The following is a 20,261-nucleotide window of genomic DNA, read 5'->3' on the forward strand; positions in this document are numbered from 1 at the left end:
TCCAAACCCGCATCAGGACGGATTTATGCCCGAGCGAACCGCGGAAGTGCCCCGGGTGGGGAACGTGCAGCAGGTACTTGGTGCCATCCACGACCCGATACGCCTCGAAGTGGTCCGGCGTTTGTACAACGCAGGCGTGCCGATCCAGTGCGGCGCGCTCTACGAGGGCATCAACAAGTCGACGGCCACCCACCACTTCAAGATTCTGCGTGAGGCCGGTGTCACCGAACGGCTGGTGATCGACGGCCTCACCTATCAACGCCTGCGCAGGTCCGACGTGGACGAAGCGCTACCGGGGTTGCTGAGCAGCGTCGTCAACGGCGCCAACCGCGATGCGCTGAAACATCACGAAGCCTAGTCATCAAAAAGCGTAGGTGTTCTCCGGCTGCGCGACGGGCTGCACGTCGTCGATGCTGAACTCCGGCACCGCGGCATGCTGGAGCAGATCCTTCACCTTGCCGCGGACCCGAACCCAGGAGCCGTCCGGCAGATCGGCCGCGGCACGCGCCGCGGGTCCGGTCAGTGCGGCGCGCGCCAACTGCGCATCGGCGGCACAGCACAGGATCACGATGCGACCGAGATACGTTCGTTCACCGTCACGCATGGTGAATCCGGTGACGGTGATCTCGCGATCACGCAGGGTCTCCGCGGAGTCCTGTGCGATTCGGATCAACAGGGTTGGTAGGGACAGTTCGGGCGCGCCGCCTACAGGTAGCGGCGGGAATGGCCGTCGCGGGCTCGTCTGAGAGGTATCGGATACCGCTGGGCGAGCCGACTGAGGACTCAGTGCCGGGGGAACAACGAAGGCCAGCAGCGCAATCGGGACGATCAGCAACCAGCCGATGCCGGTGCGGTGCCCGTGGTCGGCGTGTCGGCGGGGCCCGCGGCGGATATCGCCGATGATGGCCGACAGTGCCAGGGTGATCAGGACCACGGCGGTCATCCACAACCACGGCAGCAGAGTGGGTTTCACGTACCGCATGAAGGAACCGGTGGCCGCGATGATCGCGGTGCTCAGGCCGACGAGCAACAGCAGGGTGTTCTCGGTCTCGCGACTCATCGATCACCCAACAGCAGCAGGCCGACGCCGGTGCCGGCCAGCACGGCCACGGCGAAGGTGAGTGGGGCGAACCGTATCGCGAAGGCCCGACCGAACATTCCGGCCTGCATGGCGAACAGTTTGACGTCCACTGCCGGCCCGACCACCAGGAACACCAGCCGCGGCAGCAGCGGGAGCATCGACATGCCGGCGGCAACGAACGCATCGGCCTCCGAACACAGCGACAGCACCACCGCCAGCACGGCCATCACCACGATGCCCAGCATCAGCTGTCCGGCCAGGTGTGCATACACCCAGTCGGGCACCACGACGTGCAGTGCCGCCGCCGCGGCGGCGCCGAGCACCAGAAACGATGCCGCCTGCATGAAGTCGTGCCGGGCGGCCTCGGTGAACACCGTCCACCGAGACTCGTCGTCGGGCGCGGGCGCAGGCAACGTCCTGGTGACCCAATCAGGTCTTCCGAAGCGTGTCCACAGGAAACCCATTGTCACCGCGGTGAGCAATGACGCCAGACACCGCGCCAGCACCAGCAGCGGCTCGCCGGGAAACGCAACGGCCGTGGCTACCAGGACAACCGGGTTGATCGCGGGTGCGGCCAGCATGAACGTCAGCGCCGCAGCCCCGACGGTCCCGGCGCCGAACAGCCGTCGGGCGATCGGAACCGAGCCGCATTCACAACCGGGCAACGCCGCGGCCCCCACGCCCGCGGTCAGAATCGCCGCGGCAGGGCGGCGTGGCAGCCAACGCGCCAACTTCTGCGGTGTCACCGTGGCGGCGATCACCCCGCTGATCAATACCCCCAACGCGAGAAAAGGCAACGCCTGCACGAAGATTCCGCAGAAAACGGTGGCCGCGGTCGCGACCGCGGGGTGGCCGGCCACCGCGTCGCGTGCCGTCGTCCCGACCAGCGCCAGGCCGAGGATGACCACCACCAGGATCGGCATCGAGCCGATCCGGCGCGCGGCCGGGGTACCCACCGTCACGGTCGGCCATTCTGCCAGCACAACTTGGCCGCCGAGCACAGCGTGATTCCGGTTAAGATCGTCGAATGGTCTTCTCTGCGTTTCTGGTCAAGGCGGCTTCCACGGTGGTGACGGGCGCCGTCGGCGTGGCCGCCTACGAGGGCGTGAAAAAGGCGGTTGCCAAGGCACCGATCCGGGAGGCGTCCGTGACGGCCACCACCTGGGCGTTGCGTGGTGTGCGCAAGGCCGAGGAGGGTGCCGAGTCCGCGCGCCTGACGGTCTCCGATGTGGTGGCAGAGGCCCGTGAACGCATCGGTGAGGAAGTGCCGCCGCCGGTGGTCTCCGATCACCAGCACGATCACGAACACTGATCGCGAGCTGTTGACCGATATGGCGGCATTGACCGTCATCTCTGACGCCGGCGGGCGAATCCGGTTGCGTGCCGACTGGTTTCGCGGTGACATTCGACGCGCGGTGGCCATCGAGGATGCGGTGGAGCAGGTGGCGGGTGTGCGGGCCGTGCACGCCTACCCGCGGACCGCGTCGATCGTCGTCTGGTACTCGCCGAAGCGGTGTGACAAGGCGTCCGTGTTCGCCGCCATCGACGCCGCCACCGCGGTCGCCACGGACCTTTTGCCCGCACGGATGCCGCGCTCGGCCGATGTCACCAATGCCGATGTGCTGCGTATGACGGTCGGCGGTGCCGCACTCGTGCTGCTCGGGATACGACGCTACGTCTTCGCCCGCCCGCCACTGCTCGGCCCGACGAGCAGGCTGGCGGCCACCGGTGTCACGATCTTCACCGGTTACCCGTTCCTGCGCGGCGCGTTGCGGACACTGCGCGGCGGACGCACCGCGGGCACCGACGTGCTGGTCAGTGCGGCAACGTTGGCGAGCCTGGTGCTGCGGGAGAACGTCGTCGCGCTCACCGTGCTGTGGCTGCTGAACATCGGCGAGTACCTGCAGGACCTGACCCTGCGCCGGACGCGGCGCGCGATCACCAACCTGCTGCAGGGCAACCAGGACACCGCCTGGGTGCGCCTCGACGACGGTACCGAGGTCGAGATCGCCACCGCCGAACTGCGGATCGGCGACGAGGTCGTGATCCACGACCAGGTGGCGTTGCCGATCGACGGCGTGGTGGTCGACGGCGAAGCCATCATCGACCAGTCGGCGATCACGGGGGAGAACCTTCCGGTGGCGGTCACCGCCCCGGCGCGCGTCTTTGCCGGATCGGTCGTGGTGCGCGGGCGGCTGGTGATCCGCGCCGAGGCGGTGGGCAACGAGACCACCATCGGGCGGATCATCGCCAGGGTCGAGGAGGCCCACCAGCACCGCGCCCCGATCCAGACCGTCGGCGAGAGCTTCTCGCGGCGTTTCGTGCCGGCATCCTTCCTGCTGTCCGCGCTCACCCTGGTGGTGACCAGGGATGTCCGCCGGGCCATGACAATGCTGCTGGTGGCCTGCCCGTGTGCGGTGGGATTGTCGACACCGACGGCGATCAGTGCGGCCATCGGCAACGGAGCGCGGCGCGGAATCCTGATCAAGGGTGGCTCGCATCTGGAGGAGGCCGGCCGGGTCGACGCGGTGGTGTTCGACAAGACCGGAACGCTGACGGTGGGCCGTCCGGTCGTCACCAACCTCGTTGCCTTCCATCAGGATTGGCAGCCCGAACAGGTGCTGGCCTACGCGGCGAGCTCGGAGATCCACTCCAGGCATCCGCTGGCCGAGGCAGTCATCCGGTCCACCCAGGAACGGCATATCGAGATCCCGCCGCACGAAGAGTGTGAGGTGCTCGTCGGGCTGGGCATGCGGACCATCGCCGACGGTCGCACGCTGCTGCTAGGCAGCCCGTCGCTGTTGCGCCGCGAACAGGTCGAGGTGAGCGCGAAGGCCGCCGAGTGGGTGGACACCCTGCGTAAGCAGTCCGAGACTCCGTTGCTCTTGGCCGTCGACGGGCAGTTGGTCGGTTTGATCAGCCTGCGCGACGAGATCCGCCCGGAGTCGGCCGCGGTGCTGCAGCGGTTGCGCGCCAACGGTGTCAGCCGCATCGTCATGCTGACCGGCGACCATCCCGACACCGCCGCCGTCGTGGCCGCGGAACTGGGTATCGACGAGTGGCAGGCCGAGGTACTGCCCGAGGACAAGCTCGCCGTCGTGCGCCGGCTGCGTGACGAGGGATACACGGTGGCCATGGTTGGCGACGGTGTCAACGATGCTCCGGCCTTGGCCGAGGCCGATATCGGCATCGCGATGGGTCTCGGCGGCACCGATGTGGCGGTCGAGACCGCCGACGTGGCGCTGGCCAGTGACGATCTCAACCGGCTGCTCGACGTGCGCAACCTCGGTGGCCGCGCCGTGGACGTCATCCGACAGAACTACGCGATGTCGATTGCGGTCAACGCCATCGGCTTGCTTATCGGCGCCGGTGGCGCCCTGTCGCCGGTGCTGGCCGCCGTCCTGCACAACGCCTCGTCGGTTGCGGTGGTGGCCAACAGCTCTCGGCTGATCCGCTACGAGTTGGAGCGCGAGTCGGCTAGCTGAACGGTGCCGGCCGCACGCCGGCGGCGATCAGGCGGTCCCGCACCGCGGTGGCGGTGAGCAACGCGCCGGGTGAATCACCGTGTACGCACACCGATTCCACGGTCACCGGGATGTCCGTGCCGTCCACCGCGGTCACCGTGCCGGCAACGACCATGGTGTGCACCCGTTCGGCGATCGCGGTGGCATCGTGGAGCACCGCACCCGGTTCGCGCCGGGACACCAGCCGGCCGTTTGGTTGATAGGCCCGGTCGGCGAAAGCCTCGGCGACGGTGCGCAGACCCAACTGTTCGGCGGCGTCGAAGAACACCGAACCCGCCAGTCCGAGTACCGGTAGCGCAGGGTTGACCGCGTGGACGGCCTGCGCGACGGCGTGTGCCTGAGCCTCGTGCGTGACGATCGAGTTGTACAACGCCCCATGGGGTTTGACGTAGGACACCGTGCTGCCCGCCGCGGCGGCCAGTGCGGACAATGCGCCGATCTGATAGATGATCTCGGCGGTCAGTTCGGCGGGGTCGGCGTCGATGAATCGCCGCCCGAACCCGGCCAGGTCTCGGTAGCCGACCTGGGCGCCGATACGGACTCCGCGATCGGCGGCGGCCCGGCAGACCCTCAGCAGGCCGGCCGGGTCGCCGGCGTGGAAGCCGCATGCCACATTGGCCGAGGTGACGATATCGAGCATGGCGTCGTCGTCGCCGAGCCGCCATACCCCGAATCCCTCGCCGAGGTCGGCGTTGAGATCGACATGTGCCACGGTCACGGCCCTCAGCCTAGTGCGCGCCGATGTTCGTCGAGGTCGATGCGGTGATGTGCGGCCGCGATCACCGCCGGGTCGTGGGTCGCCGCGATGATCGTCGAGCCCGCCCCGGCCAGCTGGGTGAGGTACCCGATCACCGTGGTGGCCGATTCCCGGTCGAGCCCGGTGGTCGGCTCGTCGAGTAACACCAGGGGAGCCTGCTGGGCGAAGGCCTGGGCGAGCAGAACACGCTGGCGTTGCCCGCCGGACAGTTCGCCGAGCGTGCGGTCGCGCAGATCGGCGAGGCCGAGTTCGGTCAGGCAGTGCTCGACCACCGCCCGATCGATCGCGCGAGGGCGGCGCAACAAACCGAGTCGGCGCCAGCGGCCCATCATGACGGCTTCGGCCGCGGTGAGCGGGAACGAATCGGTGACCGCACTGCGCTGGACCGCGAGCGCAATATCGGTGGCCGCGACGCCGACCGTCCCGGTGTCCGGGGCGTGGATACCGGCGAGCAGCGCGAGCAGCGTCGACTTCCCGCACCCGTTGGAACCGACGATCGCGGTGACGGTTGCGGGCGTGACGGACAACGTGAGGTCTCGGAAAACCGTTGTGCCGCAGTAGCCGAAGGTCACCGATGACACGGTGATGGGTGACGTCACCGGTGTCACCTTATTGAAAATGATAGTCATTACTGATAGTAGTGTACGGCATGACGTCCTGGCTCACAGAACCCTTCCAGGCGGAGATGGTATTGCGGGCGCTGGTCGCCGGATTCATCGCCGCGTGGCTGTGCTCCTTGGTCGGATGCTGGGTTTTGTTGCGGCGCAGCGTCTTCTTGGGGGAGGCCATGACACACGGCATGCTGCCGGGGGTGGCCATCGCGGCATTGCTCGGTGTCAGCCTGATGGCCGGCGGGTTGGTCGCCGCACTTGTCATGGCCGTCGGGGTGGCCGCGATCGGCCGGTCGCCGAGGCTGTCCTCGGATACCGGCATCGGACTGCTGCTGGTAGGCATGCTCGCACTCGGCGTCATCGTGGTGTCGCGGTCGCAGAGCTTCGCCGTCGACCTCACCGGCTTCCTGTTCGGCGATGTATTCGCCGTCCGGGCAACCGATCTGCTGATCCTGGGTACGGCGCTGGTGCTGACGCTCATCGCGGTGGTCATCGGACACCGCGCCTTCGTGGCGGTCACCTTCGATCCGCGTAAGGCCGCGACGCTGAGGCTGCGCCCGAACCTGGCGATTCCGGTGCTGACCGTATTGATGGCGGTGGCGATGGTGGCCTCCTTCCATGTCGTGGGCACACTGCTGGTGCTCGGGCTGCTGGTGGCACCACCGGCCGCGGCCCTGCTGTGGGCACGCTCGATCCCGCGCATCATGGCGCTCGCGGCCGTACTCGGTACGGTCGCGGTCTACCTCGGCCTGCTCATCTCCTGGCACGCCGGCACCGCGGGCGGCGCCACCATCGCCGCGGTGGCGGTACTGCTGTTCTTCGCCTCGGCGCTGCTCACCCGGTTGCGCGCCCGCTGGGTGACGGCCGCGGCCGTCACGGCGGTCGGTTGCGTCATCACCGGTTGTGCCACGGACACCACGACACCGGAGTCCACGCCGTCGGCCGCGACGGCGGATGGGGTCACCGTCGAGGACGGCGCCAGGGAGGCCGACGGACCGCTCACCAAACTGGTCCTCGTCGATCCGTCGACCGGCGAGGTGTCGGTCTACGATGCCGTCAACGAGGCCGAGACACGCATAGGCGCCTATGGACCCGTCGACGCGGTGGCCGGTGACAGCCGCTTCGCCTATCTGCGGACCGGTACGCGGACCACGGTGATCGATTCCGGCGCATGGACTTTCGATCACGGCGATCACTACCACTACTTCGCAGGCACCCCTGCCCAGGTGGCGACGCTGGACGTGCCGGTGGCCTCCGTCGCCGCGAGCAACTCGACGGTCGCCGTCCGCTCCGAAGCCGGTGCGACGCAACTGCTGATGCGTGAGCCGCTCGGCCAGAAGTCAGTGCAGCAATCGCCGTTGGAACTGCCGGCCGACGCCGCCGCGGTGGCGCCGTACGGCGCTCGGGTGGTCACCGTCACCACCGACGGCCGGATCTGGGTCACCGATGCGGGCGGCAGCGTCGCGGTCCCGGGTGCGTGCCGACAGGCCTCGTGGGCCGTGCCCACCCGGCGCGCCGTGCTGTTCGGATGTGCCGGCGGCGCCATCCGGATCACCGGTGGCGAGAAGAACCTGACCGTGACGGTCGCCCCGTACCCGGCCGACGCGCCGGCGCAACGACCCACGCGCATGCAGCACCGAGCCCGCGCCGATGTCGTCGCCGGTGTCGCCGACGGGACGGTCTGGATGCTCGACAGCAGGCAACGGGAGTGGACGGTGCTGCCGATCGCCGACGCGGTGGCGGCGAACACCGCCGGTGACGGCACCATCCTGGTGTTGCACCGCGACGGTGCACTCAGTGCGCACGACGCGACGACCCGCGCAGAGACGGCTCGGATTCCCCTGTTTGCCGACGGAGTCTCCCGATCGGGGCTCCAGCCGGTGATCGAGATCGATTCCGATCGCGCGTATGTCAACAATGCCGACGCGCATGAGGTGTACGAGATCGACTATGCCGACGGGTTGCGGATCGCGCGCACCTTGCGGACCGACGTGAGTCCGGGTCTGATGGTGGAGGCCGGTCGGTGAGGCGCCTCCTCACGCTGCTGCTGACCCTCGTCGGGGTGTTGATCGCCGGGTGCGGCGGCCAGTCCACTGGTCGTGGTGCCATCGTGGTCACCACGAACATCCTCGGCGATGTCGTGCGCAATATCGTCGGCGATACCGCACCTGTCCGGGTGCTCATGCACGCGGGCGCCGACCCGCACTCCTTCGGGATCTCCGCCCAGGACGCCGCCGCCATGAACGATGCCGCGCTGATCGTCCACAACGGTCTGGGCCTGGAAGAGAATCTCGTCCGAAACGTGGAAACCGCGGCCGCCCAGGGTGCCTCGACGATCGCGGTCGGTGAGCACATCGACCCGATCCGCTATACCGACGGAGAGAGCGCAGGCACGCCGGACCCGCACTTCTGGACGGATCCGCAACGCATGGTCACCGCCGTCGACGTCATCGAACAGGCCTTGCTGCGAGACGTCGCCGGTATCGACCGGGAGGCGCTGTCCCGCAACGCCGATGCCTATCGCGAGCAGCTGCGCGCACTCGACCGGTACATGCTGGACGCGTTCGCGACGCTGCAGGCCGATCGCCGCAAGCTGGTCACCAACCACCATGTGCTCGGATACCTGGCGCAGCGGTTCGGTTTCCAGGTCATCGGCGCAGTGGTGCCCAGCGGAACCACCCTGGCCGCCCCCAGTCCGTCGGATCTGCAGTCGCTGGTGGGTGCCATCGAGGACGCCCGGGTGCCTGCGATCTTCGTGGATTCGTCTCAGCCGGACAAACTCGCTCGCGTGCTGGCCGAGGACGCCGGCGTGCGCGTGCGCATCATCGGGCTCTACAGCGAATCCCTCTCTGCACCAGGTACTCCGGGTGCCACCTATCTGGACATGATGCGCGCCAACACCGACGCCATCGTCACCGGCCTGCGATAGCAGCCAGAAAAGGAGCGAAAATGTCCCACTCGCGGTGGATGTACCGCGTCGGAGCCGTGACGTGTGCGGCGGCTGCGCTCACAGCATGCTCATCCGGCGCCGACAATGCAGGCGGCCCCGCCACGTCCAGCGGCGCCTCGGAGTCGGCCGCGGCGAATGTGCCGATCGTCGAGCCGCTGGTCACCACGTATGACGGCGGGCTCTATGTGCTCGATGGACGCACACTGGAAGTCAAACAGGACATTCCGCTCGACGGATTCCTGCGCGTCAACCCGGCCGGCGACAGCGCGCATGTCCTGGTCACCACCAGTGCGGGCTTCCGAATTCTCGATGCGGCGAGCGGCCGGCTGACCGAGGACTCCTTCCCCGCCGTCGATGCCGGTCACGTCACCCCCCATGGGGAGAACACCGTCCTGTTCGACGACGGTACCGGTGAGATCATCGCCTTCGACCCGCACGATCTGGAGAAGGGCGGCCTGCCGCCGACACGGACCTTCACGACGCCGGAGCCGCACCATGGCGTCGCGGTGATCCTCTCGGACGGCACACTTCTGGAGACCAGGGGCAACCCAGATACCAGGACCGGTGCCGTTGCGCTGCAGGGGGATCGGGAGATCGCAGGCAACCAGGACTGCCCGGGCGTGCACGGTGAGGCGGTAGCGGCCGACGAGGTGGTGATCCTGGGTTGCGAGAACGGCGTGATCACGTTCGCCGACGGCCGATTCACCAAGATCGCCAGCCCGACACCCTATGGCCGGGTCGGCAACACCCGTGGTCACGAGGACTCGCCGGTGGTGTTGGGAGACATGAAGATCGACGCCGATGCCGAACATGAGCGCCCCGAGCAGTTCGCACTCATCGATACCGTCTCCGATCAGATGAAGATCGTCCGGCTGCCGGCCGGGGTCAGCTACTGGTTCCGGTCACTCGGGCGCGGCCCGCAGGCCGAGGCGCTGATCATGGGCACCGACGGCAAGCTGCACGTCTTCGACCCCGTCACCGGCGACCTGGTGAAATCGATCGCCGTGACCGGGCCTTGGACCGAGCCCGACGACTGGCAGCAGCCCGCTCCGGCCGTATTCACCCGAGGGGACGCCGTGTACGTCTCCGATCCGGCGACCAAGCAGATCCACCTGGTCGATCTGGCCGGTGGCACCGTCACCGAATCGGTCACGTTGGAGCAGACGCCCAACGAGCTGAGCGGGGCGGTCGGCCACGACCACTGATCCCCAGCGTGCAGAACGGCCCGGCGGGTTACTTCCCGCCGGGCCGTTCGGCTGTTGTTCAGTGCGAATGCTGTTGTGCGACGGTCCACGCCGGCAGTGGATCGGGGTAGTCACGCCAGGCGTCCGGTCCGGCGGCCAGTTCGGCATCGGTCAGCAGCGCCGCGCCGAGCAGCTCGGTGACCTTGTCACGGTCGAGCTTGATGCCGATGAACACAATCTCCTGGCCCGCTGCGATCTCGGTGCCCGACCAGTACTGGGCGGGTTCGATCACCAGGTTCGGACCGGCCTGCGACCAGATGGCGGCTATGGTGGGCCGGCTGGCGATCCAGCAGAAACCCTTGCTCCGCAACACCCGCGTCACCTGACCCAGCGCATTGCCGAGACGCTGGGGGTGGAACGGCCGGTCGGAGCGGAAGGTCATCGAGCTGATGCCGTACTCCTCGGTCTCCGGGGTGTGGCCGTCGGCGATCTCCTCGTCCCAGCCCGGGGTCGCGGCGGCGGCCTCGGGATCGAAAAGCCCGGTGCCGACCACCTCGGAGATGTCCACCACACCGTGATCGGTGCGGATCAGTTTCGCGGTCGGATTGAGCCTGCGCAGCAGCGTCTGCACCGTGTCGAGGGTCGCCGGCGTCACCAGGTCGGTCTTGTTGAGCAGGATGACATCGGCGAACTCGACCTGGTCGGTCAGCAGGTCGGCGATGCTGCGGGCATCACCCTCGCCGGCGGCCAGGTCACGCTCGGCCAGACCCTCGCCACGCACCACCTCGGTCAGGAAGGTCGACGCGTCCACCACGGTCACCAGGGTGTCGAGCTTGGCCAGCCGCCCGAGCTGGAACCCGTCCTCGAACTCCCACTCGAAGGTGGCCGCGACCGGCATGGGTTCGGAGATCCCGGTGGATTCGATGACCAGGTGGTCGAACCGGTTCTGCCGGGCGAGGGCACCGACGGCCTCGACCAGGTCCTCGCGCAGGGTGCAGCAGATGCAGCCGTTGGTCAGTTCGACCAGCTTCTCCTCGGACCGCTCGAGGTGGCCCTGTCCGGCGATCAGGGCGGCATCGATGTTGACCTCGCTCATGTCGTTGACGATGACCGCCACGCGGAGTCCGTCGCGGTTGGCCAGGATGTGGTTGAGCAGGGTCGTCTTGCCTGCGCCGAGGAAGCCGGACAGGACGGTGACGGGTAACGGGGCTGACATGTCACTCCTTAATGAAAATGATTATCAATAAAGTATCCTCCGATTCGACGGCGATTAATGCAAACGGTTATCGTTATCGCTGTGACGCACACGCCCCGCATGCTTGCCGCCATCGCGCTGGCACTCCCGTTCGCCCTGGCCGCCTGTGGCTCCGGTGACCAGACCCCGGCGGCATCGCCGGCGGCAACCGGGGCTTGCCCGACGACCCCGGTTCGGGTGGTCGTCAGCGTGGACCAATGGGGGCAGATCGTCTCGGCCCTCGGCGGCGCGTGCGCGCAGGTCACCACCGTGTTGGCCGGCTCGTCGGTGGACCCGCACGACTTCGAACCGGCGCCCTCGGACGCCGCGGATTTCCAGGGCGCGCAACTGGTCGTCGTCAACGGCGGGCACTACGACGAGTGGGCCACCAAGCTCGCGCAGAGCACGGCGCCCGACGCGCCCGTGGTGAATGCCATCGACATACTCGGCGGTGACCACGAGGGTCACGATCACGACGGCGCCGGTCACGACGAGCCCGGACACGAGCAGCCCGGTCACGAGGGTCACGATCATGGCGACGGCGCCAATCCGCACGCCTGGTACAGCCCCGTCGCGGTGACCGATGTCGCTGCGGCGGTCACCGCCAGGCTCACCGAACTGGCCCCGGCCGCCGGCGAGTATTTCGCAGGTAAGCAGGCCGAGTTCACCGACTCCCTGCAGCCCTACCGCGCCCTCATCGACAAGATCAAGGCCGGAGCCGCGGGCAAGAGCTACGCGGCCACCGAAAGCCTCTTCGACGATATGGCCGCCACCCTCGGGCTGCAGAATCGCACCCCGCAGGGCTACCAGGTGGCCTCGTCGAACGAGACCGATCCGTCCCCGGCCGATCTCGACGCCTTCCTGCGGCTGCTCGGCGACCGGGGTGTCGATGTCTTGATCTACAACACCCAGACCGAAGGTTCGGTGCCCGAGCAGGTGCGCGCCGCCGCCGAGGCCGCCGGAGTGCCGGTGGTGAATGTCACCGAAACGATTGCGCCGGGCGCCGAGACGTTCGAGGCTTGGCAGGTGAACCAACTCACCGCCCTCGCCGAGGCTCTCGGCATCGCAACCTAGTGTCCGAACCCGCGCTCGTCTTCGATGATGTGAGCGTCGTCCGCGGCGGGCGGCTCATCTGGTCCGAGGGCAGCTTCGCCATCCCGACCGGCGGCATCGTCGCCCTCATCGGGCCCAACGGGTCCGGCAAGTCGACCATGCTGTCGGCGATCCTCGGGTTGCTGCCCGTGGCATCCGGCACGATCCGCGTGCTGGGCGCCAAGCCGGGCGTCAACAACGACGTGATCGGTTATGTACCACAGGATTACGTGGCGGGCGCCGGGGAGGCGATCCGCGCCCGTGACGCCGTGACGCTGGGCCTGACCGGCAGCCGCTGGGGTGTGCACCGCACCACGCGGGCTGACCGGTCCGCGGTCGAAGAGGCACTGAGCGCCGTCGAGGCCGACGATTTCGCCGACCGCCGGGTGTCGCAGCTCTCCGGTGGGCAGCGCCAGCGCATCGCGCTGGCCAACGCCCTGGTGTCCCGTCCACGATTGCTGATCCTCGACGAACCGCTGGCCGCGCTCGACCTGCGCAATCAGCACGAGATCGTGGCGTTGCTGGCCCGGCTCAACGCAGAATTCGCGGTGACGATTCTCGTTGTCGCGCACGACCTCAACCCGCTGCTGTCGGTGCTGAGCAGTGCGATCTACCTGCTCGACGGGCACGCCCATCACGCCCCGATCGACGACGTCATCGACGCCGACCTGCTGACCCACCTGTACGGCACCCGGATCCAGGTGGCCAACACCCTGCAGGGCCGGATGTACATGAGGAGCGGGGAATGACGACGAGCATCCTCGCGCTGGGCTACCAGCAGAACTGGTGGGACATCCTGTCTTCGGCGTTCATGCGCAACGCATTGATCGGCGGCACCCTCGTCGCGCTGGCGGCGGGCCTGATCGGGTACTTCATCATCGTGCGCAATACGGCCTTCGCCGCCCACGCGCTGGCCCATATCGGTCTTCCCGGTGCCACCGGTGCCGTCCTGCTCGGGCTTCCGGCGGGGCTCGGGCTGGGTGTCTTCTGTGTCGGCGGAGCGCTGGTCATCGGTGCGATGGGCAAACGCGCCGGTGACCGCGAGGTGACCACCGGCACCGTGCTGGCACTGGCCACCGCCTTCGGGTTGTTCTTCAACTCGCTGGCGACCAAGAATTCCTCGACGTTGACCAATGTGCTGTTCGGCAACCTGCTGGCCATCACCCACGAGCAGCTGCTCACCTTCGCCGCCCTGCTGGCCGCGATCGCCGTGGCGGTGGTCGTGATCTACCGTCCGCTGTTGTTCGCCTCGGTCAATCCGCAGGTGGCCGAGGCGAAGGGGGTGCCGGTGCGGTTGCTGTCGGTGCTCTTCATGGCGCTGTTGGGGGTCGCGGTGACGATGGCGGTGCAGGCCGTCGGCACGCTGCTGCTCTTCGCGCTCATCGTGACACCGGCGGCCACCGCGATCATGCTGACGGCACAGCCGTTGGCGGCCATGGCGATCTCGACGGGTATCAGCCTGGCCTCGGTGTGGCTCGGCCTCGGCGTCTCCGCGGTGTTCAATCTGCCGCCCAGTTTCGTGATCGTGACCGTCGCCTGTCTGATCTGGCTCGTGGTCTGGACCGGTAGCCGGATAACGAACCGGGAACCCTCGCATCGTTGACACACAGCGCGCCGGAGGATCTCTCGGCGGTCGCGGCACCGGCTATCCGCTAGCCTCATGAGGCATGTCCCGAAGTCCGGGTCCGCGGAGGCGGGCGACGCTGGCTTCGTTGGCCGCCGAACTCAACGTCTCGCGCACCACCGTCTCCAACGCCTACAACCGGCCCGACCAACTGTCGGCCGATCTGCGTGAGCGGGTCCTGGCCGCGGCCAAGGAACTCGGCTACCCGGGCCCCGACCCGGTGGCGCGCTCGTTGCGGACCCGGCGTGCCGGCGCGGTCGGCCTGATGATCACCGAGCCGTTGAACTACTCGTTCAGCGATCCGGCAGCGCTGGATTTCGTTGCCGGTCTTGCCGAATCGTGTGAGGTCGCCGGCCAGGGCCTGCTGCTCATCGCGGTCGGCCCCAACCGCAGCGTCGAAGACGGGACCGCGGCGGTGTTGTCGGCCGGAGTCGACGGATTCGTGGTGTACTCGGCCTCCGATGACGATCCCTATCTTCCGGTACTGCTGCAGCGTCAGCTGCCCATCGTCATCGTCGACCAGCCGGTCGACGTACCGGGTGCTTCGCGGGTCGGCATCGACGACCGCGCCGCGATGCGGCAACTTGCCGAGTATGTGATCGGGCTGGGGCATCGGGAGATCGGCCTGCTGACAATGCGACTCGGTCGGGAGTGGCCGCTGGAAACCACCGCGCCGATGGTCGCCGACCCGGAACGGCTGAACTCACCGCACTTTCACGTGCAGTGTGAGCGCGTGCACGGGGTGTACGACGCGATGGCGGCCGCCGGTCTGGATCCGGCTTCCCTCACCGTCGTCGAGAGCTATGAGCACCTTCCCGGCTCCGGTGGGGCCGCCGCCGAGGTGGCGCTGGCCGCGAATCCGCGCATCACCGCGCTGATGTGCACCGCGGACGTGCTGGCCCTCTCGGCGATGGATCACCTCCGTGCGCGGGGGATCTTCGTGCCCGGACAGCTGACCGTGACCGGTTTCGACGGAGTCCCCGAGGCGCTGGCCCGGGGGCTGACAACGGTCTCGCAGCCGGGTATCGAGAAGGGCCGCCGCGCCGGCGAACTGCTGCATCACCCGCCGCGTTCTGGCCTACCGGTGGTCGAGATGCTCGAGACCGAGGTCATCCGCGGCCGGACGTCGGGTCCGCCGGGCTGACCAGTCGCGCCACGATGATGTCGTCATGGGTGTGCTGGCCGTCCGCACCCGCCGGAATCTCGCGACGTCGGCCACGCTCGACGCGCACCTCCCAACGGTCGTCGAACAGTGCGCGGACATCGTCGTGGAGCAGATACATCGCCGGATCGAAACCGTGCGATTTGGCCAACTCGACGTCGATATCGGCGTGATGGACCACCAGCAGCGTCCCTCCTGGGGCCACTGCCGAGAGCAGCGCCCTTCCCGCCGCGCCGTCCGGTGTGTGCAGCAGCGCCGGATAATGCGCACTCACCAGGTCGAAACCTCCGGCTGGGATCTGCATGTCCTCCAGCCGGTTTCGTAACCACCGAACGTGCACGCCGGCGGTCGCGGCCGCCGCGGCCGCCTGCTCGAGCGCCACCTGGGAGACGTCCAGTGCGGTCACTTGCCAGCCCTGGCCGGCTAGCCACACCGCATCGGCGCCGAGTCCGCAGCCGATGTCCAAGGCCGAGCCGGCCGGGAGCCCGGCAGCCTCGGCGACGACGACGGGATTGGGGCGATGCGCCGGCAGTCTGTCCAGGAAGGCGGTGTAGCGCTCGTCCCATTCGTCGAAAACCTGTGCAGAATGTGGTGTTTCGGTCATTCCACCAGGCTGGCCACCGGACGCCAGTTGCGCAAACAGTATTGCTGATCAGGCAAGTCGACGAGTGCGTTCCGCGGCGAGCGCGCCCAGTACCGCGGCGACGTCGGTGGGGGACTCGACCCGGAATTCGGCCAGGCTTTCGCCGGGGCCGACCTTGACCCCGATATCGCCTTTGCGCATCCGCCGGAACGCCTTCTCGTCGGTGACGTCATCGCCGAGGAACACCACAGCCGTTGCGGCACAACGGTCGCGCAGCACGTCGAGCGCCTCGCCCTTGTCGGTGACGATCACCGCGAACTCGAGGACGGCCTTACCTTCGGTCAGATGCGCATCCCACGCCGCGGCCGCTTCGTGGGCCGCGGCGAGTGCCGCCTCGCCGTCGGAGGCGGATGCGTTGCGGACGTGCAGCGCGACGCTGGCCGGTTTGGTCTCCACCGCTATCCCCGGCCGGTTCTCGGCGATGGAACGCAGTGTTGCGATGATCTCGGCCAGCAGCACGGTGTCGATATCGTGGACGAATCCGGTGTCGAACTCGGCACCGTGGCTACCGACCGCGTGCACGGCGGGTGACGCGGAGGACAGCTCGCGCAACACCGCGAGTTCGCGTCCGGAGATCAGGGCCGCGTCGGTATCGGGAAGTGCCGCCAGTGTCTCGAGCGCGGCGGCCGCCTCCGGGAGAGGTCGGGCATCGGCGGGATCGGCGACTATCGGCGCGAGTGTGCCGTCGAAGTCGGAGGTGACCAGCAGGCGGGCGGTGCCGGCGGTCTCGATGAGGGCGCGCTGCAGACCGGTGTCGAACACCCCTCACACCTTAGGTTGTTCGCCGTCCCCGATCAGGAGCCGGACCGCGAGATCCAGGCGCTTGGCGACATCGGTGGCCGAGGCGCGGCGGGTCAGCCAGGCCAGCAGATTGGACAGCCAGACATCGGAGATCACCCTGGCGATGTGGTACTGGTCCTCGGTGGGCTCGCCTTCGCTCATCGCGCGGGCGAACATCGAGTCCATGAGTTTCCCGACATGGTCGACCTCACCGGCCGCCGAGGCATCGGCGAAGACGAAGGCGCGGGTCATGGCCTCGGTGAGCAGCGGATTGCGCTGCATGGAGCGGTTCAGCCTGCCCACCATCACGTTGAGGCGCTCGTAGGGTGTTCCGCCGGTGAGCGTGGCACGGTCGGATTTGGCATCGATGCGCTCGAACTCCCGGCCCAGGGCCGACACCAACAGGTGCACCTTCGACGGGAAGTAGCGGTACAGGGTGCCCACCGCGACATCGGCGCGTTCGGCCACCGCACGCATCTGGACCGCCTCGTAGCCGCCCTTGGAGGCGATGGCCAGGGTGGCATCCAGGATGCGCTTACGTCGTTCCCGCTGGGCCTCGGACCCGAGTTCGGATTCGGACAGCACGGCCACGGCCATCACCTGTCGAGGTGAATCAGAACCCGATCCGGGTTGTGCTGGCGATGACATCTGCCGGGCTCCTTCGTGATGCGTGTGCCGGGAAAACGATACGCAAGCTGCATGCGGATCCACCACCTCCCCGGCATAGATCACAGCGGCGTGTCCTGCTGCGACGGCAGTCGACTTGACGCTGGGACGCTGGCACTATTAGAACACGTTCTAGTGGGAAGCGCGGCCTTCTCACCCTATGCGAGGAGTAGCCGGTGTCTGTGCTGTCCGTCCCGACCGATACATCGGATGAGGCCGCGGCCCGTGAACTGGTCAGAGACTGGGTTCCGAGCTCTGGGTCGATCACCGCGATCCGCAACGTCGAACTCGGCGATCCGCAGGCCTGGCGCACGCCGTTTGCCGGCTTCGCCGAACTAGGGGTATTCGGCGTCGCGGTGCCCGAGGAGTACGGCGGGGCCGGCAGCACGGTGGCGGATCTGCTCGCGATGATCGACGAGGCGGCCGCCGGCCTGATCCCGGGACCCGTCGCGGGGACCGCACTTGCCACCCTCGTCGCCGATGATCCGGCCGTCCTGGAGGCGTTGGCCACCGGGGAGCGCAGCGCCGGGATCGCCATGACGTCCGACATCACGGTCGATTCCGGTACCGCCACCGGCACCGCGCCCCACGTGCTGGGTGCCGATCCCGGCGGGGTCCTCATCCTGCCTGCCGGGCAGCATTGGATCCTGGTGGACGCGAGTTCCGACGGGGTGACCATCGACCCGCTGGAGGCCACCGACTTCTCCCGACCGCTGGCCCGGGTGACGCTGACATCGGCACCGGCGCAGCAGCTGAATGCCTCGGCGCAGCGGGTCACCGACCTGATGGCGACTGTGCTGGCGGCCGAGCTGGCCGGGTTGTCGCGCTGGCTGCTCAACACCGCCAACGAGTACGCCAAGGTGCGCGAACAGTTCGGCAAGCCGATCGGCAGCTTCCAGGCCGTCAAACACATGTGCGCGGAGATGCTGCTGCGTAGCCAGCAGGTCACCGTCGCCGCCGCCGACGCGATCGCGGCCGCTGCCGGTGACGACGCCGACCAGCTGTCCGTCGCCGCGGCGGTGGCGGCGGCCATCGGTATCGACGCCGCGAAGCTGAACGCGCGCGACTGCATCCAGGTGCTCGGCGGGATCGGCATCACCTGGGAGCACGATGCGCACCTGTACCTGCGTCGGGCATATGCGAACGCGCAGTTCCTCGGTGGCCGGTCGCGTTGGTTGCGTCGCGTCGTCGAACTGACCCGTGCCGGCGTGCGCCGCGAACTGCACGTCGACACCGCTGATGCCGATGCCATCCGTCCCGAGATCGCCGCGGCCGCCGCCCGCATCGCCGCGCTGCCCGAGGACCAACGAGGGCGGGCACTCGCCGAATCCGGGCTGCTGGCCCCGCATTGGCCGACGCCGTACGGGCGGGACGCGACCCCGGCCGAACAGTTGGTGATCGACGAGGAACTGGCGGCTGCCGAGGTGGCGCGCCCCGATATCTCGATCGGCTGGTGGGCCGCTCCGACGATCCTTGCCGCCGGTACGCCCGAACAGATCGATCGGTTCATCCCCGGCACCCTCAACGGCGACATCTTCTGGTGCCAGCTGTTCTCCGAGCCCGGCGCGGGGTCGGATCTGGCGGCGTTGCGCACCAAGGCCGTTCGTGTGGAGAAGGATGGCCGCACTGGCTGGTCTCTGACCGGACAGAAGGTGTGGACCTCCAACGCGCACCGCGCCAACTGGGGCATCTGCCTGGCCCGGACCAACCCGGACGCTCCGAAACACAAGGGCATCTCCTATTTCCTGGTCGATATGAGCTCACCGGGTATCGATATCCGGCCGCTGCGCGAGATCACCGGTGAGGCCCTGTTCAACGAGGTCTTCTTCGATGACCTGTTCGTTCCCGACGACTGCGTGGTCGGTGAGGTGGACGGTGGCTGGCCGCTGGCCCGTACCACGCTGGCCAACGAGCGCGTCGCCATCGCCACCGGCGGGGCACTGGACAAGGGCATGGAGCATCTGCTTGCCGTGATCGGTGACCGGGAGCTCGACGGCGCCGAGGCCGATCGGCTCGGTGCCCTGATCACCCTGGCCCAGGTCGGTTCGCTGCTGGATCAGCTCATCGCGCGGATGGCGTTGGGCGGCAATGATCCTGGTGCTCCGTCGAGCGTGCGCAAGCTGATCGGCGTGCGTTATCGACAGGGGTTGGCCGAGGCGGCGATGGAGTTCCAGGACGGTGGCGGCATCGTCGACTCGCCCGATGTCCGGTACTTCCTCAACACCCGCTGCTTGAGCATCGCCGGGGGCACCGAGCAGATCCTGCTCACCCTCGCCGGTGAGCGGCTGCTGGGGTTGCCGCGCTAGTCAGGTAATCGGCCACCAGCCGGACCACCGACCGGTGGCCGAACACCTCAGCCGAATGTCGTCTGGGCGCAGGCCTTCGGCGTGGTCACGTTGACACCGCCGAACACCACCTGGATATCCGAGCAGACGACGAAACCCCCGTCGGTGGTGGGACGTCCGGATCGCCAATCGGTCTGCACCGAATCTCCGTCAGTGGCAAAGCGTTGCAACGGGCCGCCGCCGAAGTAGGTCACCGAGACGGTGTAGTCGCTGTTGGCCTTGTAGGCCTTGGACAGCACGTTGTCGTGGTTGGCGCCCTTGAGTTCCCTGGGCATACCGGCCGGCGCGCTGTACCAGGCCTCCTGCCAGGTGCTGCGATTCGTGCTGCGGAGGACGATGGTCTGGCGGGCCCAGGTGTCCTGGGGCAGGCCGATGGGTCCGGTCGGGGTCAGCAGGCTGGCCTGGGTCCGGAAGAAGCACTTGCCATCGGTGCCCGGGCAGTCGGCGGTCACCTGCATCTCGACGATGCCCTGCGGCGTAGGTATCGACGACGTCCCGGTGTTCGAGGCGGCCGAAGCCGTCGGCACGGAAAGGGCGGACAGGACAGCGCACGCCACCGCGGTTGCACCAAGAATCTTCTTCACTGCCATCCCTCCGCTCGTCTGCAC

At 68.0% G+C, this 20,261-nt stretch carries 20 protein-coding genes; 11 read left to right on the forward strand and 9 right to left on the reverse strand.

Annotated features, from left to right (window positions below; translation table 11 throughout):
* The first annotated feature begins 25 nt into the window (after positions 1-25).
* A complete protein-coding gene (locus G154_RS06295; RefSeq protein WP_019512579.1) occupies positions 26-358 on the forward strand; it encodes a helix-turn-helix transcriptional regulator in 333 nt (110 codons plus the stop codon).
* A gap of 3 nt (positions 359-361) precedes the next feature.
* On the opposite strand, the gene G154_RS06300 is transcribed toward G154_RS06295, so the two are convergent.
* On the reverse strand, positions 362-1,060 hold the full coding sequence (locus G154_RS06300) for a TIGR03943 family protein (RefSeq protein ID WP_019512578.1): 699 nt from the start codon (positions 1,058-1,060) through the stop codon (positions 362-364).
* The gene (locus G154_RS06305) at positions 1,057-2,004 is read right to left on the reverse strand and encodes a permease (protein WP_031601708.1); all 948 of its coding nucleotides are present in this window, start codon (positions 2,002-2,004) and stop codon (positions 1,057-1,059) included. Before G154_RS06305 ends, G154_RS06300 begins: the two co-directional genes overlap by 4 nt.
* 104 nt (positions 2,005-2,108) lie before the next feature.
* Here G154_RS06305 and G154_RS06310 point away from each other — a divergent pair, with 104 nt between their 5' ends.
* Together G154_RS06310 and G154_RS06315 are read left to right on the forward strand one after the other, a co-directional pair.
* Complete coding sequence (locus G154_RS06310) at positions 2,109-2,393, forward strand: DUF1490 family protein (protein ID WP_019512576.1); 285 nt, start codon at positions 2,109-2,111, stop codon at positions 2,391-2,393.
* A gap of 19 nt (positions 2,394-2,412) precedes the next feature.
* Positions 2,413-4,566 carry a cation-translocating P-type ATPase gene (locus G154_RS06315; protein WP_019512575.1) on the forward strand — a complete coding sequence of 718 codons (2,154 nt, stop codon included), beginning with the start codon at positions 2,413-2,415 and terminating at the stop codon, positions 4,564-4,566.
* Here G154_RS06315 and G154_RS06320 read toward each other — a convergent pair.
* Together G154_RS06320 and aztA are read right to left on the reverse strand one after the other, a co-directional pair.
* Complete coding sequence (locus G154_RS06320; RefSeq protein ID WP_023986354.1) at positions 4,559-5,317, reverse strand: LamB/YcsF family protein; 759 nt, start codon at positions 5,315-5,317, stop codon at positions 4,559-4,561. The genes G154_RS06315 and G154_RS06320 overlap by 8 nt on opposite strands.
* An 11-nt stretch (positions 5,318-5,328) precedes the next feature.
* Positions 5,329-5,961: a zinc ABC transporter ATP-binding protein AztA gene (gene aztA / locus G154_RS06325; RefSeq protein ID WP_234713108.1), complete on the reverse strand. Its 633-nt coding sequence runs from the start codon at positions 5,959-5,961 to the stop codon at positions 5,329-5,331.
* A gap of 50 nt (positions 5,962-6,011) precedes the next feature.
* Here aztA and aztB point away from each other — a divergent pair, with 50 nt between their 5' ends.
* Genes aztB through aztD form a run of 3 tightly spaced genes read left to right on the forward strand, consistent with a single transcriptional unit; the run spans position 6,012 to position 10,128 of the window.
* On the forward strand, positions 6,012-8,000 hold the full coding sequence (gene aztB, locus G154_RS06330) for a zinc ABC transporter permease AztB (RefSeq protein WP_031601707.1): 1,989 nt from the start codon (positions 6,012-6,014) through the stop codon (positions 7,998-8,000).
* Positions 7,997-8,902: a zinc ABC transporter substrate-binding protein AztC gene (gene aztC, locus G154_RS06335; RefSeq protein ID WP_019512571.1), complete on the forward strand. Its 906-nt coding sequence runs from the start codon at positions 7,997-7,999 to the stop codon at positions 8,900-8,902. The genes aztB and aztC overlap by 4 nt, the downstream gene beginning before the upstream one ends.
* A 20-nt stretch (positions 8,903-8,922) precedes the next feature.
* On the forward strand, positions 8,923-10,128 hold the full coding sequence (gene aztD / locus G154_RS06340; protein ID WP_023986353.1) for a zinc metallochaperone AztD: 1,206 nt from the start codon (positions 8,923-8,925) through the stop codon (positions 10,126-10,128).
* A 58-nt stretch (positions 10,129-10,186) separates the two neighbouring features.
* Here the strand turns inward: aztD and G154_RS06345 are convergent, their stop codons facing one another.
* Positions 10,187-11,323: a GTP-binding protein gene (locus G154_RS06345; RefSeq protein ID WP_019512569.1), complete on the reverse strand. Its 1,137-nt coding sequence runs from the start codon at positions 11,321-11,323 to the stop codon at positions 10,187-10,189.
* A gap of 57 nt (positions 11,324-11,380) precedes the next feature.
* Here G154_RS06345 and G154_RS06350 point away from each other — a divergent pair, with 57 nt between their 5' ends.
* The 4 genes from G154_RS06350 (at position 11,381) to G154_RS06365 (ending at position 15,201) form a co-directional block, all read left to right on the forward strand.
* Positions 11,381-12,415 (forward strand): metal ABC transporter solute-binding protein, Zn/Mn family, encoded by a 1,035-nt coding sequence (locus tag G154_RS06350; RefSeq protein WP_031601706.1) that lies wholly within the window; start codon positions 11,381-11,383, stop codon positions 12,413-12,415.
* Complete coding sequence (locus tag G154_RS06355) at positions 12,415-13,182, forward strand: metal ABC transporter ATP-binding protein (RefSeq protein WP_019512567.1); 768 nt, start codon at positions 12,415-12,417, stop codon at positions 13,180-13,182. Before G154_RS06350 ends, G154_RS06355 begins: the two co-directional genes overlap by 1 nt.
* On the forward strand, positions 13,179-14,036 hold the full coding sequence (locus G154_RS06360) for a metal ABC transporter permease (RefSeq protein WP_019512566.1): 858 nt from the start codon (positions 13,179-13,181) through the stop codon (positions 14,034-14,036). Before G154_RS06355 ends, G154_RS06360 begins: the two co-directional genes overlap by 4 nt.
* Positions 14,037-14,100: 64 nt before the next feature.
* Positions 14,101-15,201 carry a LacI family DNA-binding transcriptional regulator gene (locus tag G154_RS06365; protein ID WP_023986352.1) on the forward strand — a complete coding sequence of 367 codons (1,101 nt, stop codon included), beginning with the start codon at positions 14,101-14,103 and terminating at the stop codon, positions 15,199-15,201.
* Here G154_RS06365 and G154_RS06370 read toward each other — a convergent pair.
* The 3 genes from G154_RS06370 to kstR are packed head-to-tail and all read right to left on the reverse strand — an operon-like array spanning position 15,167 to position 17,233.
* The gene (locus G154_RS06370; RefSeq protein WP_019512564.1) at positions 15,167-15,823 is read right to left on the reverse strand and encodes a bifunctional 2-polyprenyl-6-hydroxyphenol methylase/3-demethylubiquinol 3-O-methyltransferase UbiG; all 657 of its coding nucleotides are present in this window, start codon (positions 15,821-15,823) and stop codon (positions 15,167-15,169) included. The two genes, G154_RS06365 and G154_RS06370, sit on opposite strands and share 35 nt — an antisense overlap.
* Positions 15,824-15,871: 48 nt before the next feature.
* Positions 15,872-16,624, reverse strand: coding sequence for a trehalose-phosphatase (gene otsB / locus G154_RS06375; protein WP_019512563.1), 753 nt, complete (start codon positions 16,622-16,624; stop codon positions 15,872-15,874).
* Between the two features lie 3 nt (positions 16,625-16,627).
* The gene (gene kstR / locus G154_RS06380) at positions 16,628-17,233 is read right to left on the reverse strand and encodes a cholesterol catabolism transcriptional regulator KstR (RefSeq protein WP_162269047.1); all 606 of its coding nucleotides are present in this window, start codon (positions 17,231-17,233) and stop codon (positions 16,628-16,630) included.
* A gap of 251 nt (positions 17,234-17,484) precedes the next feature.
* Here kstR and G154_RS06385 point away from each other — a divergent pair, with 251 nt between their 5' ends.
* Positions 17,485-19,614 (forward strand): acyl-CoA dehydrogenase, encoded by a 2,130-nt coding sequence (locus G154_RS06385; protein WP_023986349.1) that lies wholly within the window; start codon positions 17,485-17,487, stop codon positions 19,612-19,614.
* A 47-nt stretch (positions 19,615-19,661) separates the two neighbouring features.
* Here G154_RS06385 and G154_RS06390 read toward each other — a convergent pair whose 3' ends face one another.
* Positions 19,662-20,243: a hypothetical protein gene (locus tag G154_RS06390; protein WP_110807370.1), complete on the reverse strand. Its 582-nt coding sequence runs from the start codon at positions 20,241-20,243 to the stop codon at positions 19,662-19,664.
* Positions 20,244-20,261: the final 18 nt, after the last annotated feature.

The sequence above is a fragment of the Mycobacterium sp. VKM Ac-1816D genome (assembly GCF_000416385.1).
Classification (GTDB): domain Bacteria; phylum Actinomycetota; class Actinomycetes; order Mycobacteriales; family Mycobacteriaceae; genus Mycobacterium; species Mycobacterium neoaurum_A.